Annotated in this window: 15 protein-coding genes; 6 read left to right on the top strand and 9 right to left on the bottom strand. The window is 73.7% G+C overall.

All coding sequences use genetic code 11. The features are described 5' to 3' along the window. Window positions 1–62 precede the first annotated feature (62 nt). Window positions 63–566: a hypothetical protein gene (locus ACIBF8_RS05065; RefSeq protein ID WP_396781070.1), complete on the top strand. Its 504-nt coding sequence runs from the start codon at window positions 63–65 to the stop codon at window positions 564–566. On the opposite strand, the gene ACIBF8_RS05060 is transcribed toward ACIBF8_RS05065, so the two are convergent. Continuing rightward, window positions 556–2,145 carry an MFS transporter gene (locus ACIBF8_RS05060; RefSeq protein WP_396781069.1) on the bottom strand — a complete coding sequence of 530 codons (1,590 nt, stop codon included), beginning with the start codon at window positions 2,143–2,145 and terminating at the stop codon, window positions 556–558. The genes ACIBF8_RS05065 and ACIBF8_RS05060 overlap by 11 nt on opposite strands. Before the next feature lie 82 nt (window positions 2,146–2,227). Between ACIBF8_RS05060 and ACIBF8_RS05055 the strand changes: the two genes are divergently transcribed. Both ACIBF8_RS05055 and ACIBF8_RS05050 read left to right on the top strand, forming a co-directional pair. Then, window positions 2,228–2,989 carry a TetR/AcrR family transcriptional regulator gene (locus ACIBF8_RS05055; RefSeq protein WP_396781068.1) on the top strand — a complete coding sequence of 254 codons (762 nt, stop codon included), beginning with the start codon at window positions 2,228–2,230 and terminating at the stop codon, window positions 2,987–2,989. A gap of 9 nt (window positions 2,990–2,998) precedes the next feature. Further along, a complete protein-coding gene (locus tag ACIBF8_RS05050) occupies window positions 2,999–4,033 on the top strand; it encodes a helix-turn-helix domain-containing protein (RefSeq protein WP_396781067.1) in 1,035 nt (344 codons plus the stop codon). A gap of 156 nt (window positions 4,034–4,189) precedes the next feature. Here the strand turns inward: ACIBF8_RS05050 and ACIBF8_RS05045 are convergent, their stop codons facing one another. From ACIBF8_RS05045 to ACIBF8_RS05010, 8 genes are read right to left on the bottom strand one after another with little or no spacing between them, the layout of a single operon-like run. Continuing rightward, a complete protein-coding gene (locus tag ACIBF8_RS05045; protein WP_396781066.1) occupies window positions 4,190–5,173 on the bottom strand; it encodes a DNA topoisomerase IB in 984 nt (327 codons plus the stop codon). Further along, window positions 5,157–6,110: a glycosyltransferase family 9 protein gene (locus tag ACIBF8_RS05040; RefSeq protein ID WP_396781065.1), complete on the bottom strand. Its 954-nt coding sequence runs from the start codon at window positions 6,108–6,110 to the stop codon at window positions 5,157–5,159. The genes ACIBF8_RS05045 and ACIBF8_RS05040 overlap by 17 nt, the downstream gene beginning before the upstream one ends. Further along, window positions 6,107–6,808 carry an SDR family oxidoreductase gene (locus ACIBF8_RS05035; RefSeq protein ID WP_396781064.1) on the bottom strand — a complete coding sequence of 234 codons (702 nt, stop codon included), beginning with the start codon at window positions 6,806–6,808 and terminating at the stop codon, window positions 6,107–6,109. The genes ACIBF8_RS05040 and ACIBF8_RS05035 overlap by 4 nt, the downstream gene beginning before the upstream one ends. After that, entirely contained in the window at window positions 6,805–8,250 is a 1,446-nt protein-coding gene (locus ACIBF8_RS05030; RefSeq protein ID WP_396781063.1) for a PfkB family carbohydrate kinase, read from the bottom strand. Before ACIBF8_RS05030 ends, ACIBF8_RS05035 begins: the two co-directional genes overlap by 4 nt. A 16-nt stretch (window positions 8,251–8,266) precedes the next feature. After that, window positions 8,267–8,980, bottom strand: coding sequence for an SIS domain-containing protein (locus tag ACIBF8_RS05025; protein ID WP_396781253.1), 714 nt, complete (start codon window positions 8,978–8,980; stop codon window positions 8,267–8,269). Beyond that, a complete protein-coding gene (locus ACIBF8_RS05020) occupies window positions 8,977–10,194 on the bottom strand; it encodes a glycosyltransferase (RefSeq protein WP_396781062.1) in 1,218 nt (405 codons plus the stop codon). The genes ACIBF8_RS05025 and ACIBF8_RS05020 overlap by 4 nt, the downstream gene beginning before the upstream one ends. Further along, window positions 10,179–11,153: a glycosyltransferase gene (locus ACIBF8_RS05015; protein ID WP_396781061.1), complete on the bottom strand. Its 975-nt coding sequence runs from the start codon at window positions 11,151–11,153 to the stop codon at window positions 10,179–10,181. Before ACIBF8_RS05015 ends, ACIBF8_RS05020 begins: the two co-directional genes overlap by 16 nt. Next, window positions 11,150–12,841 carry an HAD-IIIA family hydrolase gene (locus tag ACIBF8_RS05010; protein ID WP_396781060.1) on the bottom strand — a complete coding sequence of 564 codons (1,692 nt, stop codon included), beginning with the start codon at window positions 12,839–12,841 and terminating at the stop codon, window positions 11,150–11,152. The genes ACIBF8_RS05015 and ACIBF8_RS05010 overlap by 4 nt, the downstream gene beginning before the upstream one ends. 172 nt (window positions 12,842–13,013) lie before the next feature. On the opposite strand from ACIBF8_RS05010, the gene ACIBF8_RS05005 reads away from it, so the two are divergent. From ACIBF8_RS05005 to ACIBF8_RS04995, 3 genes are all read left to right on the top strand, one after another. Beyond that, complete coding sequence (locus tag ACIBF8_RS05005; protein WP_396781059.1) at window positions 13,014–13,442, top strand: SRPBCC family protein; 429 nt, start codon at window positions 13,014–13,016, stop codon at window positions 13,440–13,442. Further along, window positions 13,439–14,440, top strand: coding sequence for an SDR family oxidoreductase (locus tag ACIBF8_RS05000; protein WP_396781058.1), 1,002 nt, complete (start codon window positions 13,439–13,441; stop codon window positions 14,438–14,440). Before ACIBF8_RS05005 ends, ACIBF8_RS05000 begins: the two co-directional genes overlap by 4 nt. A 149-nt stretch (window positions 14,441–14,589) precedes the next feature. Next, a complete protein-coding gene (locus ACIBF8_RS04995) occupies window positions 14,590–15,357 on the top strand; it encodes a polyprenol monophosphomannose synthase (protein ID WP_396781057.1) in 768 nt (255 codons plus the stop codon). Window positions 15,358–15,453 lie beyond the last annotated feature (96 nt).

Here is a 15,453-nt window from a genome sequence, read left to right as displayed (position 1 = left end):
CGGTGGATCGACCAAGCAGAGCAGCGATTGATTAAGCAGAGCAGGGCGGAAGGGGCGTTGCCGTGATCGAGCAGCCGACGTACACCGGGTTCGGTTTCTCCGACGGGGAGTGGGGGCTGCTGGTCGGCCTGCCGCAGTCGGTGCTGACCGCGGCGAGCGCCGCCGAGTCCGACGGCACCCGCCGGACCATGGCGGAGACCGCGGCCGGGCTGGAGACCATCGCCGCCGGCCGGGAGTCGGCCAGCCCGCTGGTCGCCGCCGTGGCCGGTGAGATCGTCACCCGGGTCGGTGACCCGGAGACCGGTGAGGAGCTGCCGGTCATCGCGCCCGCCGACCCGAAAGCGATGATCGACGACGTGCTGCTGCGGGCGGGTCAAGCCGCCGAGCTGCTGGCCGGCCGCGTCGACGAGGGTGAGGCCGGCGCGTACAAGCACTGGCTCGTGCAGATCGCCGAGCAGGTGGTGGGCGCCGCGTCCAGCGGTGGGCTGCTGGGCATCGGCGGCGAGTCGGTCAGCGACTCCGAGCGGCGTTTCCGCGACCGACTCGCGCACGTGCTCACCGACTGACCGACGACAACGAGGTATCGGCCGGACCGGTCGGCTCGGCGGCCAACGCCGTGGAGTCGGCCGGTCGGACGCCGCGCAGCGCGACCAGCGCGGTGACCGCGCCCAGCAGCATCACCACCATGGCGGCGTACGCGGCCAGGTGCAGCCCGTCGGTGAACGCGACCCGGGCCGCGTGCAACACCGCGTCGGCCAGATCCGCCGGCAGCGCCTGGGCGACCGCGAGCGCACCGCCCAGGGTCTCCTGGGCCTCGGCACCGGTCCCGGTGGGCAACCCGGCCGGCAGGCCGTCGACGATCTCGCGGCGGTAGACCGCGGCGCCCACGCTACCCAGGATCGCCATTCCCAGCGCACCGCCCAGCTCGCTGCTGGACTCGGTCAGCGCCGACGCGACACCCGCCTGCTCGGGCGGTGCCGCGCCGAGGACCAGTTCGGTAACGAGCGACATCACCATCACCAGACCACCGGCGTAGACGCTGGCGCCGACGAGCAGCAGCCACAGCGGCGTCTCCGGCGTGACCCGGGTCAGCACCGCGAAGCCGACCACGGCGATCCCGAAACCCACACCGATCAGGTACGCCCGTTCGACGCGCTGAGCGAGGGCGGCGGCGGCCGGCGCGACCGCGCCCACGGCGAGGGACGGCACGAGGCTCCACAGTGCCGCCCGCAGTGGGCTCAGGCCGAGCACCAGTTGGAGGTGTTGGGTGGTGAAGATGGCGAAGCCGACGATGGCGAACATCGCCAGCAGGTTGACCGCGAGCGACCCGGCGAAGCCGCGACGGCGGAACAACGCGAGGTCGACCATCGGGTAGGCCCGGGTCCGCTGCCGGTGCAGGAACAGCGCGCCCACCAGCAGGCCACCGACGATGGCGAGCACCCGCACCGCGCTGGCGCCGTCGCGGGCCATCTCCTTGATGCCGTAGATCACCGGCAGCAGCGCGCCGAGGGACAGTGCCGCGCTGATCAGGTCGAACCGTCCGGTCGTCGGGTTGCGGAACTCGGGCACCAGGAGCGGGGCGAGCAGGAGCAGCATCAGCATCGCCGGGATGTTGATCAGGAAGATCGAGCCCCACCAGAAGTGCTCCAGCAGGATGCCGCTGAGCACCGGGCCGATCGCGATGCCGCCGGTGAGGGTGGCGGTCCAGACGCCGATGGCGGTGCCGCGCTGCTTGGCGTCGTGGAACATGTTGCGGACCAGGGCGAGCGTCGAGGGCATCAGGGTGGCCCCGCCGACGCCGAGTACGGCGCGCGCGGCGATCAGCGTCGCGGTGCTGTCGGCGTACGCGGCCAGCAGCGACGCCGCCCCGAACGCGGTGGCGCCGATCAGCAGGAGCCGGCGTCGGCCGATCCGGTCACCGAGAGCGCCCATGGTGATGAGCAGCCCGGCGAGCACGAAGCCGTAGATGTCGAAGATCCAGAGCTGCTCGGTGGCGGTGGGGCGCAGCTCCGCGCTGATGAACGGGACGGCGAAGTAGAGCACCGACACGTCCATCGAGACCAGGAGCAGCGCCAGCATCAGCACCGTGAGCCCGATCCACTCCGTTCGGCCCGCTCGCGGTGCCGGTGTGCTGGTGGTCGTCATGATCGGTTTCCCTTCTGCGTATGTCGTACGCTGTTATGCGTAGACCATACGCAGAACTAGGATGGCGGGGCAAGGAGGAAATGTGGCGGCGAAGAAAGACGACAGCAGGCCAGTGCTCCCGCCGGCCATCGAGGGCGCGTGGGGGCTGCGGGAGCGACCACCCAAGGGCCCCCGGCCGGGAATGAGCGTGCCCGCCATCGTGGACGCTGCCGTCCGCGTGGCCGACGCCGATGGCCTGGCCGCCGTGTCGATGAGCCGGGTGGCCAAGGAGTTGGGCGCCGCGACCATGGCCCTCTACCGGTACGTCGGCTCGAAGGACGAGCTGCTCATGCTCATGGTGGACACCGGGTACGGCCCATCCCCCGGCCCGCCCGCGCCGGAGGACGACTGGCGTGCCGGCCTCACCCGGTGGGCGTGGGCTGAGCACGAGGTGTTGCGGCAACGGACCTGGCTGCTGCACGTGCCGATCAGCGGCCCACCGATCACCCCGCAGCAGCTCGGCTGGATGGAGGACGGGCTGCGCTGCCTCGACGGCACCACGCTCGGCGAGGGCGAGAAGATGTCGGTGCTGCTGCTGATCACCGGGTACGTCCGCAACGAGGCCACCCTCACCTCGCAGATCGCCGAGGGCGGCCGGGCGGCCGGCGTCGAGCCCGCCGAGCTGATGCCGGCGTACGCCCAGCTGGTGTCCCGGCTCATCGACCCGGTCCGCTTCCCCGCGCTGCACCGGGTGCTCAACGCCGGCGTGCTCCAGCAGGACGACGACCCCGACGACGAGTTCGTCTTCGGTCTGGACCGGATCCTCGACGGCGTCGAGGCGCTGATCCAGCGCCGAGCGGCCTGAGGACGCGGGATGCTGCTCAGGCAAACGGTCGACACGACCGTCCTACCGCCCAGTGACCGATTCGGAATGTGGCTGGACCTGGTCGCCCGCACCTCGGCGCCGATGCGGATCCGGTCGGCGCACGACGACGACTTCGCCGCCCGGGCCGACTTCGTCGATCTCGGTCCGATCCAGCTGATCAACTACCACTACCCGTCGCTGCAGGCCACCCGGACGCCCAAGCTGGTCCGTCAATCGGACCCGGAGCTCTACATCCTCGCCCTCACCACCGGCGGCGTCGGCACGTCCAGTCAAGACGGTCGCCGCAGCGAGATACGGGCCGGTGAGTTCACCTTCTACAACGCGTCCCGGCCGCATGACCTCGGCCACCACGCGACCGAGCCGGAGCGGGAGCACGCCACCTCGATCATCACGCTGATCCCGCACGCAGCGCTGCCACTGCCACCACAGCGGATGGCCGCGCTCTACGGCGGCCGGATGTCCGGCAGCGAGGGGATCGGGGCGTTACTCGCGCAGTTCCTGCACCAGGTGACCGGGCATCCCGAGCAGTACCACGCCGCCGACACCAGCCGGCTCGGCGCGGTCGGGCTCGATCTGGCCACCACCATGCTCGGCCGGCACCTCGTCGCCGAGGACACGGTGCCCACCGAGGTCCGCCGCCGGGCGTTACTCACCCAGGTGCAGGCATACGTCCACCGGCATCTCGGCGACGCGACCCTCGGCCCGCAGGCCGTCGCCGACGCCCACCACATCTCGGTGCGGTCCCTGCACCGGTTGTTCGAGGGCGAGGACGCCACGGTGGCGTCCTACATCCGGGACCTGCGGCTGGCCCGATGCCGGCGTGACCTGACCGACCCGGCGCTGCGCAACCAGCCCGTGCAGGCCATCGCGGCGCGCTGGGGGTTTGCCGACAAGGCCCACTTCAGCCGGGCGTTCCGGGCGGCGTACGGAACGACCCCGCAGGAACACCGCGACAGCGGCTCGCATTCGGCGCGGATCGTCAACCGCCAGGCGTCCACGGTCAACTCGCAACCGGCAGACTGAAGCGCAGCGCGGCCGACCATCGCCTGGTGGGCCGCCAACGGGGGCCGTGGCGCGGCGCCCGCCGCGCGAGCGGCGGGCGGCCGCCCGGTGGCGCCCCAATCCCGCCCGAGGCTCCGGCCCCGTCGCGCTTCCCCCCAGAATCGCCGACGGGGCCGGTCAGGCCTTCTCCAACAACTCCAGGACGACCCGCTCGGCCTCCTCGCGAGGCGCCTGCGGATCCACCGACGCCACCACCCCGTCGTGGTAGAGGTCGACCACGCGAGGGTCCACGTAGGACGTCCGAGCCACCGTCGGTGTGTTGCCCAGCAGGTCGGCCACCTCCCGCATGACCGCGACGACCGCCTTGCGTCGGGCGGTCACCGAGCGGGCCGGGCCGGCGGTGGCCAGCTCGGTGGCCGCGAGCACGGTGGCGTGCCAGGTGCGGAAGTCCTTGGCGGTCATCTCCCCACCGCTGGCGTCGCGCAGGTAACCGTTGACCTCGTCGCTGCGCACGTCGCGCCACTCCCGGCCGTCCCAGTAGCCGAACAGGCGGTCCGCTCGTCGTCGACGACGGCGCAGATTGACCAGCACCTGGCACAGCTCCGGGTCCTCGATTCGGCGTACCTGCTCGATGCCACCCTTGGCGGGAAACACGAAGACGACGCACCCACCCCGGGACCGGGCATGCTCGGGGCGCAGGGTGGAGACCCCGTACGTCGGGTCGTCGCCGGCCGCGTACTGGTCGCTGCCGACCCGGAACATCCCCATGTCCAACAGCCGGGTCACGGTGGCCAGCACGCGGTCCCGGCCCAGCCCTCGCCCGTCGAGGTCCCGCCCCACCCGCTCGCGCAACGCCGGCAGCCGCCGGGCCACCTCCAGCATGTGGTCGAACTTCGCCTCGTCCTGCTTCTCCCGCCACCGCGGGTGGTAGACGTACTGCTTGCGCCCGGCCGCGTCGATTCCGATCGCCTGGATGTGCCCGTTCGGATGCGGCGCGATCCAGACGTCCTGCCAGGCCGGGGGTATGACCAGCTCCCGCAGCCGGGCCAGGACGTCCGGATCCCGCACCGGAGCGCCCGACGGGTCGACGAAGAGCCAGCCCCGTCCGCGCCGACGCCGTCCGTACCCCGGTCGACCCGGGTCGCTACGCCGCAACCGCACCGGAGAACCGCACCACCCTTTCCACCTCGGCCACGGCGGCCAGCACCTCGTCGAGGCGCAGAGCCGCCATCGTCGGGTGGCTTCCTACCCCATCCCACCTGGGCCAATCCGAATCGCCGGCCCAGAGCACCCGGTGCCGTGGCCGGTTCGCCGGCGGCCCCCAGTGCGCCGGGGGCACCGGCCCGAAGAGGACCACCGACGCGGTGCCGTACCCGGTGGCCAGGTGGGCGACCCCGGTGTCCCCGCTGACCACCAGCCGGGCGTTGGCCACCAGCGCGGCGAGCGCGCCGAGATCGGTCCGGCCGGCCAACACGGCGTCCGACGTCAGGCCCGCCGCGTCGGCCACCCGGGCCGCCAACGCCCGCTCGTCGGCCGAGCCGGTGAGCAGCACCCGGTGCCCCTGGTCGGTCAGCGCCCGGGCCAGCGCGGCGAACCGCTCGGCGGGCCACCGCTTGGCCGGGATCTTGCTGCCCGGGTGCACCAGGGTGACACCGTGGGGCAGCCCGGCCGACCCGGGCCGGCGCAGACCGAGATCGGTGCGGTCGGTCGGAACGTCGTACCAGGACAGCAGCCGGCACCACCGGGCCACCTCGTGCTCGTCGGCGGCCCACGCCGGGCCGTCGGCGTGGCCGGCGTCGGCGTTGGCGAAGGCGAGCAGCCGACCCGGCCGGGTGGCCGCGAGCAGCCGGTGCGACTGCGGGCCACGCCCGTGCAGGTTCACCGCCACCCGGGGGGCCGACCCGATCCGGATGGGTCGGTCCAGCCCGGCGGTATCCACCAGCCGGTCGACACCGCCCACCAGGTCGACCAGCGGGGCCAGCCAGGCCGGCGCGGCCAGCGCCAGCTCCCGCGAGGGGTACGCGGCCCGCAGCGCCCGCAGCGCGGGCACCGCGGTGACCAGATCGCCGACGCCGAGGGCGCGCAGCACGAGGATCACGGGTACGAGGTCTCCTGCTCGGCGCAGACCACCAGTTCCCGGACCGCGCAGCCGGGCGGTTGGTTGAGCGCGAACATGATCGCGGCGGCGGTGTCGGCGGGCTCGTTGAGGATCGCGTCCGGCCCCGGCTTGTACTGCGGGTCGCGTTCGTCGAAGAACGCGGTGCGCATCCCACCCGGAATGAGCAGGGTGACGCCGACCTGACCGGCCAGCTCGGCGGCGAGGGCGCGGGTGAAGCCCACCACGCCGAACTTCGCCGCGCAGTACGCGGTGGCGTCGCTGACCGCCTTGACGCCCAGGGTGGAGGCGACCGTGACGATGCGGCCCCGAGAGGTCAGCAGGAACGGCAGCGCGGCCCGGATCACCGCCGCGGTGGCCAGCAGGTCGACGGCGACGATCCGGTCCCAGGTCTCCCCCGGCAGGTCGGCGAGTCGGCCCGGCACGTCCGTGCCGGCGGCGGTGACCACCGCGTCCAGGCCACCGGCCTGCTCGGCGAGGTGCTGGGTGGCCACCTCGGCGGCCCGCGTGTCGGCCAGGTCGCACTCGGTCCAGGACACCCCGTCGACCGGCGGCTGCCGGTCCAGCACCAGCGGTCGGCCACCGGAGGCGGTCACCGCGGCGACCACCGCCGCGCCGAGCCCACTCGCGCCGCCGGTGACCAGGACGGTGAGCCCGGCGCCGGGCCGCGTGGCGGTCATCGGGTGCGCTCCGCGAGCGTTCGGACGATCATGTCGGTGGTGGAGCGACCGTCCAGGTAGGGCACCACCACGGTGTTCCCGCCCCACCGGCGCAGGACCTCCGCCTCCGGCAGGGTGGCGGTCGCGTCCCCACCGCCGGTGGCGTAGTCGCCGCCCTTGACCCAGACGTCGGGGCGTACCCAGGACAGTGCCGCCTCCGGGGTCGGCTCGTCGAAGATGAGGACCGCGTCGACGCAGCTCAGGGCGGCCAGCAGTCGGCTGCGGTCCCCCTCGGACTGCACCGGCCGGTCCGGCCCCTTCAACCCGGCCACGCTGGCGTCGGAGTTCAGGCAGACGATCAGGCAGTCGCCGAGTTGCCGCGCGGCCTCCAGGGTGGCGACGTGCCCGGCGTGCAGCAGGTCGAAGCAACCGCCGGTCGCCACCACCGTGCCGCCCGCGGCCCGCACCTCGCCGAGAAGCGTGGCGACGGCGGCGACCCCGACCCGGTCGGCCCGAGCACCGCCCTGGGTACGCGACCCGGGCGTGCTCCCCATCCGCACCCCCGGCGTCGACGGCGGCAGTGCCGCCGCGACTCCCCCACCCGCCACGTACGCGGACGCCTCGGCGACCGCCGCCTGCACCGCCTCGGAGACCAGCGCGCCCTGGGCCAACGCGAGGCTGGCGGCGGCCGCGAACCGGTCGCCCGCCCCGCAGGTGTCTCCCTCGGCGCTGCCCGGTGTCGGCACCACCAGCGGCGTCGACCCGGCGTGGCAGAGCAGCGCGCCGTCACCACCCAGCGTCACCGCGACCGCGCCGGCTCGCCAGCGCCGCCGTAGCCCCTGCGCGCCACGGGACGCGGTGGCCAGTCGGGAGGCACCGGGCAGCGCGGGGACCAGCTCGCGGACCTCCGACTCGTTCGGGGTGGCCAGGTGGACGCCGGGCACCGCCGCCGGGCCGCGCGGATGCGGATCCCACACCACCGGCGCGCGGGTGGCGGCCAAGGCGTCGCGCAGCGCGGGCTGCCGGGCCACCCCCCGGCCGTAGTCGCTGACCAGCACCGCCGACGCCGCGCCGATCACCCGGAGCACCTCGTCGGAGGGCTGCCCCGGCTCCCCGGACGTGCCGCCGCGATCGTGGCGCAGCAGCACCCGTCCCCGGGCCCGCAGCCGGATCTTCTCCGGCGTCGCCCCGTTGAGAGCCAGTGGGTACACCCGCACGCCGGCGGCGCCGAGCAGAGCGCTCAGTCGGGCCCCGCCCGCGTCGTCGGCGAGAGCGGTCACCAGCACCACCTCGGCGCCCTGCGCGGCGGCGAACACCGCCGCCAAACCGGCCCCACCGGGCCGGTCGGTGGCCGAGGTCTCGTCGAGCACCGGCACCGGGGAATCCGGGCAGAGCCGGTTCACCACACCTTCCACATCCCGGTCGAGCAGGGTGTCCCCGAGCACCACCACCGGTCCCCTCACCCTTGCCTCCTCATCCTCACGCGTCGACCTGTTGTCCGGTCCCACCGTCGAGCACCACCTCGACCCCGGTGCGCACCGGGGTCGAGAGCCGACCGGCCGGCGCGGGCTCCCCGGGCGCGCGGTGGACGATCCCCGGTTCGGCGGCCGCTGCCAGCGCGGCGGGCAACTCCTGTTCGAGGTACTCGCAGAGCAGATGGCTGGTCACGAGATGCAGCTCCTGGACCACCTGGGTGTCTCCGGAGGCGACGGCCAGCACGTCGTCGCAGGCGTCGGCGAGCGGATTGGGGGCGACCCCGGTGAGCGCCCAGGTGGTCACACCGACGTCCCGGGCCGCCTGCGCGGCCGCGACCAGGTTGGGGCTGGTACCGCTGGTGCTGAGCAGCAGCAGAACGTCGCCGGGTCGGCCGTGGGCGCGCACCTGGCGGGCGTAGACGTCGGTGTAGCCGTAGTCGTTGGCGATCGCGGTGAGCGCGCTCGTCTCGGCGTGCAGCGCGATCGCGGACAACGGCTGGCGGTCGTCTCGGAGCTTGCCGACCAGCTCGGCGGTGAGGTGCTGGGCTTCGGCGGCGCTGCCGCCGTTGCCGGCGACCAACAGGCGACCCCCGGCGGCCAGCCGGTGCGCCAGGTCCGCGCCCCAGCGCGCCAGCTGTCGCTCACACCGCCGGTACGGCACCAGCGCCTCGGCCAGATTCGTCAGGTGGATGTCGAGCAGGCTGCCCGCCGGCATCAGGCCACCACCCGGGTCGGCCGGCGCACGGCGGCCACCTCGCTGTAGACCTCGACGAGCCGCTCGGCGGTGGCCGCCCACGAGTACCGCGCCCGGGCCCGCTCACGGGCCGCCGTCGCGTACGCGAAACGCCTGATCCGGTCGTCGAGCAGCCCCTGGATCGCGGTGGCCAGCGCGTGCGGGTCCCGGGCCGGCACGAGGTCACCGGTGGTCCCGTCGACCACGGTGTCCCGAATGCCGCCCACGGCCGTGCCGACGACCGGCACCCCACAGGCCATCGCCTCCAGCGGGGTCAACCCGAACGGCTCGTACCAGGGCGCGGCGACCAGCAGGTCCGCCGAGCGGTACCAGCGGCCCATCTCCTCCCGGGGCACCGCGCCGACCAGGTGCACCCGGTCGGCCACCCCGCACGACTCGGCGAGGGCCCGCAGCCGCCGCGCGTACGGGTCGGTCTCCAGCAACCCCTCGGGCGGGCCGCCGACGACGACGCACTCGGCGTCCGGGACCAGCGCCATCGCGCGGATCACGGTCTGGAAGCCCTTGCGCTCGACCAGCCGACCGACGGTGAGGATCCGGGCCCGTCCCGGTTCGCGGTCGGCCGCCGGCCCGAGTGGGGCGAAGGTGCTGAGGTTGACCCCGGAGGGCACCACGGTCATCCGGGAGCGAGGCACCCCCATCCGGACCAGCTCGCCCACCTCGTCGCGGCACTGCGCGACGATCCGGTCCACGGAGCGGCCCAGCTCCCGCTCGTAGGAGATTCGTCGGGCCGGGCTGGTGTCCTGCACACCCTGGTAGCGGCGCTTCACCGTGCCCAACGCGTGGTACGTCTGCACCACCGGCACCCCGGTCTGCCGGCCGGCGGTCAGTCCGGCCAGGCCGCTCATCCAGAAGTGCGCGTGGATCACCTCGGGCACCCAGTCGCCGCCCCGCCAACGCTCGATCAGCCAGCGACTGAAGTCCCGCATGTGCGGCAGCAGCGCGTCCTTGGCCACCGGCTCGGCCGGGCCGGCCGGCACGTGCACCACGTCGTACCCGTCCGGGCTGCGGACGGTCACCGGCAGGTCGGGCGCGTCGCGTCGGGTGTAGACCCGCACCTCGTGCCCGGCGGCGGCGAGCGCGGCGGACAGCTCCGCGACGTGCGTGTTCTGGCCGCCGGCGTCCTCCCCTCCGAGGACGGCGAGCGGGCTGGCGTGCTCCGAGATCATCGCGATCCGCATACTTCCTCCTCCAGCAGCCGGTCCCAGTCAGCGAGGAAACGGTCGAGGCCGTACCTGTCGCGCGCGGCGGTTCGCGCCGCCGCGCCGGCCTGCCGCGCGGTGTCCGGTTCGGCGATGAACCGGCGGGCGGCGTCGAGCAGGGTGTCGGTCCGGGTGGCGAGGGCGCCCGCCTCCGGAGGCACCGCCATCACCGCCTCGGTGGTGGCGAGCGCGACGACCGGCATGCCGATCGCCATCGCCTCGATGAGGCTGAGCCCGAGGGAGGTCCACCGGCACAGGTGCAGGTACGCCCGCCGTCGGGCCAGCTCGGCGTGCATCCGGTCCTGGGGCACGTCGTCGTGGCTGGTGAGCCGCTCGGCGGGCAGCCCCAGGTGGTCGGCCAGGCCGGCGACGCCCATGCCGAACACGTCCAGCGGCGCGATCTCGGCGAATCGGGGCAGCAGGTCGGTGCCGGTGACCCGACCTCGCCGGACCGGCTCGTTGATCACCACGGCGAGCCGGTCCAGCTCCCCGGTGTAGGACGCGGAGGGGGCGACGATGCCGTGGTCGACCACCGTGGTGCGGGTGGCGCCGGTGTCCCAGAAGATCTGGTTGAACCCGGTGACGTGGGCGATGAGCAGGTCGTCACGGTCGGCCATCGGGTGCCGGGTGTTGGGCACGTCGCCCTTGGGGGTGTTGTGCTCGACGTAGATCGCCGGCACGTCCCGGCCGGGGCGGCGGCGAAGCCACTCCTCGGCCCGGTCGATCTCCTCGGGGCGTTGCAGGATGACCAGGTCGACGTCGGTGCCCGGCAACTCCTCCGGAGTGACCTCGACCGCGCTGTCCGGCCACGGGTAGGTGCGGGCCCGGCCGAGGCCGTACGGGCCGCGGTCGGGTGTGGTGGGAATCAGGTAGCGGTGGCTGCCGTGCACGAACGACGTGGTCCAGGAGCCGTGCACGTGCCAGAGCAAGATGTTCATCGGCCGCCACCACCACTGACGGCGAGCGTCCGAAGCGCGTCGACCACCTCGTCCGGGTCGATGGCGCTGAGGCAGGGGTGCCCGGGGACCGGGCAGCTGGCCGCCCGGGTGTCCCGGCAGGGCGCGGCGGCGTCGCCGAGCCGGACGGTGGGCACCCGGTAGGGCCCCCACTGGCCGAACGGCACGGTCGGCGCGAAGAGACTCACGACGGGCACACCGGCCGCGGCCGCCAGGTGCGCCGGTCCGGTGTTGCCGACCACGACCGCGCTCGCGTCCGCGACGATCGCCGCCAGCCCGGCCAGGTCGGTCCGGCCACCCAGGTCGGTGCCGCCGGCCGCCGCGACCCGAGCGGTGACCGCGCGCTCGTCCGGGCCACCCGTGACGAGCACCCGGTGCCCGGCATCGGTCAACGCCCCGGCGATCCGGGCCGCCACCTCCGGCGGGCACGCCCGGCTCGACGCGGCCGACCCGGGGTGCAGCACCACGTACCCCGGGTCGCCGAGTTCGGCCGGGCGCGGCGGCACGGCGTCTCGGCGCAGCCGAAGCACGGGTTCGTCGCCGTCGGGCAGCCGGTGACCGGCGGCGGCGGCGAGGGAGAGGGCGCGTTCGGGTTCGGGCACGCCGACCGGCACCCGGTGCCGGATGTCCAGCAGCGAGCCCGGATAGTCGTCACTGATCGCCGCGATCCGGTCGATCCCCGCCATCCGCAACAGCAGCGCCAACGGCAGGGCGGACTGATGGAACGAGGTGAACACCACCGCCTGCTCCGCGCCGACCGCGCCGAGGCGCGCGGTCAGGCTCCGCATGGCCTCCGGATCGACCGGCCCGGGTGTGGGGTCGATCCACGGCAGCGGATGCTCGATGATCTCGTCGACGGCGGGCAGCAGGTCAGCGGCGGCACGGCCACGCGGCCCGCACAACAGCACCACCCGCTGCGCTCCGGCCGCGACGGCGCGGATCGCCGGCCCGGTGACCAGCACGTCGCCCGCCGAATCCGACCGGACCACCAGCGCCGTCCGTACCGGCCCGGTGGGCGGGGCCGAGGGCTGCACGGCCTGTTGGCGGCGCAGGATCTCCTGCACCGCCGCCGGCAGATCGGTGGCCACCCACCCGGCGGCGGCGATCTCCTCCGGCCGGGTCACCGGAGTGGGCACCAGCACGCCCGCGGCGCCGGCGGCCAGCGCGGCGGCGACGTCCCGGCCGATGTCGCCCACCATGACGCACCGGGACGCGGTGGTGCCCAGCTCGCGGGCCGCGGCGTGCACCAGACCGGGTGCCGGCTTGCGGCAGTCACAGCCGTCGGCGTCGTCGTGCGGGCAGACCAGCCACGCGTCGAAGCGGCCCAGCAACTCCTCGACACGGGCGTGCACCGCCCGCATCTGCTCCCCGGTGAAGTAACCCCGGGCCAGCCCCGACTGGTTCGTGACGACCGCCAGCCGCAGCCCGGCCGCGCGCAGCCGGTCCAGCGCCGCCCGCGCGCCCGGCACCGGCCGCACCTTCTCCGGGTCGCCGTTGTACGGGACGTCCTCAATCAGGGTGCCGTCACGGTCCAGCAGCACCGCGTCGTACAGGACGGGTCTCCGGCCGTCGACCTCGGTGCGACGAGGCCCGGCGGAACCGGCGCGGTCAGCAGCGGCATACACCCGGGCTGACCTGCGCTGATACGGATCCTCCTGGTCCTGTCGCACAGCCGGCGGGTTCCCGGCGCCCCGAGGAGTAAACGTCGTCGTCGAGGGGGTGGGCCAACGCCGCCAGCGACGCCCTGGTGGGCCTTACCCGCCGCGCCGGAGAAGCTAACCCGCCAGCCGTTAGCCCCTGCCGTGCTGCGGGTATGGAAGCCCAGTGGCGATTGTGGAGAAAGTGATCGACGCTCCCCCGCAGCAGGTGTTCGACGTGCTCGCCGACGGGTGGACGTACAGCGACTGGGTGGTGGGCACGGCACACGTGCGGGACGTGGACGACGCCTGGCCCCGGGTGGGCAGCCAGCTGCACCATCGAGCCGGGCCGTGGCCGCTCTCCCTGCAGGACGCCTCGACGGTGCTGGTCTGCGAACCGCCGCACCGGCTCGTGCTGAAGGCCGGGCTCTGGCCGGCGGGTGAGGCGATCGTGGCCTTCACCCTCCAACCGGTCGGCGAGGGTGCCACCCGGGTCCGCATCGGGGAGGACTTCGCCGCCGGTCCGCTGCGCTGGGTCCACAACAAGGTCAACGATCTGGTGCTGCACCGGCGCAACCGGGAGACGCTGGCCCGGCTCTCCGACATCGCCACCCGGCAGAGGGGGGCGCCGTGACACAGACCGTGGTGGTGACGGGCGCGAGCGCCGGCGTCGGTCGGGCCGTCGCCCACGAGTACGCGGCGCGCGGTGCCCGGCTGGCGCTGCTGGCCCGGGGCGACGCGGGTCTGGCCGCCGCCGAGCGCGAGTGTCGGCAGCGCGGCGCGACCGATGTGCGCGGCTACCGGGTCGACGTGGCCGACGCTGGTGCGGTGCAACAGGCCGCCGACGACGTGGTGCACCGGTGGGGCGAGATCGACGTGTGGATCAACAACGCGATGGTGTCGGTGTTCGCGCCGGTCTGGGAGATCCCGGCGCGCGAGTTCCGCCGGGTCACCGAGGTCACCTACCTGGGAACGGTGCACGGCACCCTCGCCGCGCTGCGGCACATGCGCGCGCACGGGCGAGGCACGATCGTGCAGGTGGGCTCGGCGTTGGCCTACCGGGGGATCCCGCTGCAGTCGGCGTACTGCGCGAGCAAGCACGCCGTCCAGGGCTTCAACGACTCGTTGCGCGCCGAACTGCTGCACGACTGCCCGGGGGTGAAGCTGTCCATGGTGCAGCTGCCCGCGGTCAACACGCCGCAGTTCTCCTGGGTTCGCACCCGGCTACCGCGGCATCCGCAGCCGGTGCCGCCCATCTTCACGCCGGAGTTGGCCGCCCGGGCCATCGTCTGGGCCGCCGATCGCGGCACCAGGGAGCTGAACGTGGGTGGCCCGACCTGGCAGGCCCGACTGGCCGACATCCTGGTCCCCGGTCTGCTCGACCGGAAGCTGGCCCGCGACGGGTACGACAGTCAGCAGACCGGCGAGAAGATCGATCCGGCGACCTGGCGGGACAATCTGGACCACCCCGGCGATGAGGAGACGGACCGGGGCACGGCCGGCGTCTTCCTCGGCCAGGCCCGTGATCGTTCGACGGCGCTCTGGGTCGGCACGCACAAGGCGGCGCTGTCCGGTGTCGCGCTCGCCGTCGCCGCGCTGGCCCTCAGCGCAGTCGCTCGCCGCCGACGCTGACCAGCGCAACCTCTTGACCAGGGCGTCAACCCCCCAATGCGGTGGGCCGCCGCGGTACGCAACGCCCGGGAGGGGTGCCTCTTTCCAACCTAATGCGGCAACTGGATACCCTTTCCATGACCCTTGTCCGCAAACCGAGGATGTCCGACATGATCAAGCCGGTGCAGTTGCCGTCGCCGTGGCGGGACGCACGCCTGACCGTCGTCGTGCCCACCTACAACGAGGCGGGCAACCTCCCGACGCTGGTCGAGCGGCTGCTCGCGCTGCCGCTGCCGGGGCTGCGCATCCTCGTGGCCGACGACAACTCCCCCGACGGCACCGGGGAGGTGGCCGACAAGCTGGCCATCGAACACCCCGACCGGATCGAGGTCGTGCACCGCGCCGGCAAGGAGGGCCTCGGCCGGGCGTACGTGGACGGGATGAGCCGGGCGATCGAGGGCGGCGCCGAGTACGTGGCGCAGATGGACGCTGACCTCTCGCACCCACCGGAGGCGTTGCCCGGGATGCTGGGCGCGCTGCTCTCCACCCAGGCCAGCGTGGTCATCGGCTCCCGGTACGTGCCCGGCGGCGAGCTGGACGAGAACTGGCCGCTGTACCGCCGGGCGCTCAGCGGCTGGGCCAACCTCTACGTGCACACGCTGCTGCGGGTCCGCATCCGGGACCTCACCGCCGGCTTCAAGATCTGGCGGGCCGACGCGCTGCGCGACATCAACCTGGAGCGGGTGCAGTCCAACGGCTACAGCTTCCAGGTGGAGATGCACTACCTCGCCACCAAGCTGGGGCACACCATCCTCGAGGTGCCGATCCGCTTCGAGGAGCGGCGCGACGGCGTCTCCAAGATGACGACCGCGACCAAGGTGGAGAGCGCCCTCATGCCCTTCCGCCTCCGCAGCAAACACCGCAACATCACCCGCTAACCCCACCCCACCCCACCCCCAGCCCGCCCCCACCCCGGTCGATCATGGAGTTGTGGTGCCCGTTGAAAAGCCGAGCGGGCGCTTTGTCACCCACCA

The sequence above is a fragment of the Micromonospora sp. NPDC050276 genome (genome assembly GCF_044459545.1).
GTDB lineage: Bacteria > Actinomycetota > Actinomycetes > Mycobacteriales > Micromonosporaceae > Micromonospora.
Note: the sequence above shows the minus strand (reverse complement) of the source record. Positions and strands in the feature narration are given on the sequence as shown.

Coding starts and splice junctions, on each gene's coding strand:
- ACIBF8_RS05060 (WP_396781069.1), bottom strand. CDS start 2,145: ATGACGACCACCAGCACACCGGCACCGCGAGCGGGCCGAACGGAGTGG.
- ACIBF8_RS05050 (WP_396781067.1), top strand. CDS start 2,999: ATGCTGCTCAGGCAAACGGTCGACACGACCGTCCTACCGCCCAGTGAC.
- ACIBF8_RS05035 (WP_396781064.1), bottom strand. CDS start 6,808: ATGACCGCCACGCGGCCCGGCGCCGGGCTCACCGTCCTGGTCACCGGC.
- ACIBF8_RS05020 (WP_396781062.1), bottom strand. CDS start 10,194: ATGCGGATCGCGATGATCTCGGAGCACGCCAGCCCGCTCGCCGTCCTC.
- ACIBF8_RS05015 (WP_396781061.1), bottom strand. CDS start 11,153: ATGAACATCTTGCTCTGGCACGTGCACGGCTCCTGGACCACGTCGTTC.
- ACIBF8_RS04995 (WP_396781057.1), top strand. CDS start 14,590: ATGATCAAGCCGGTGCAGTTGCCGTCGCCGTGGCGGGACGCACGCCTG.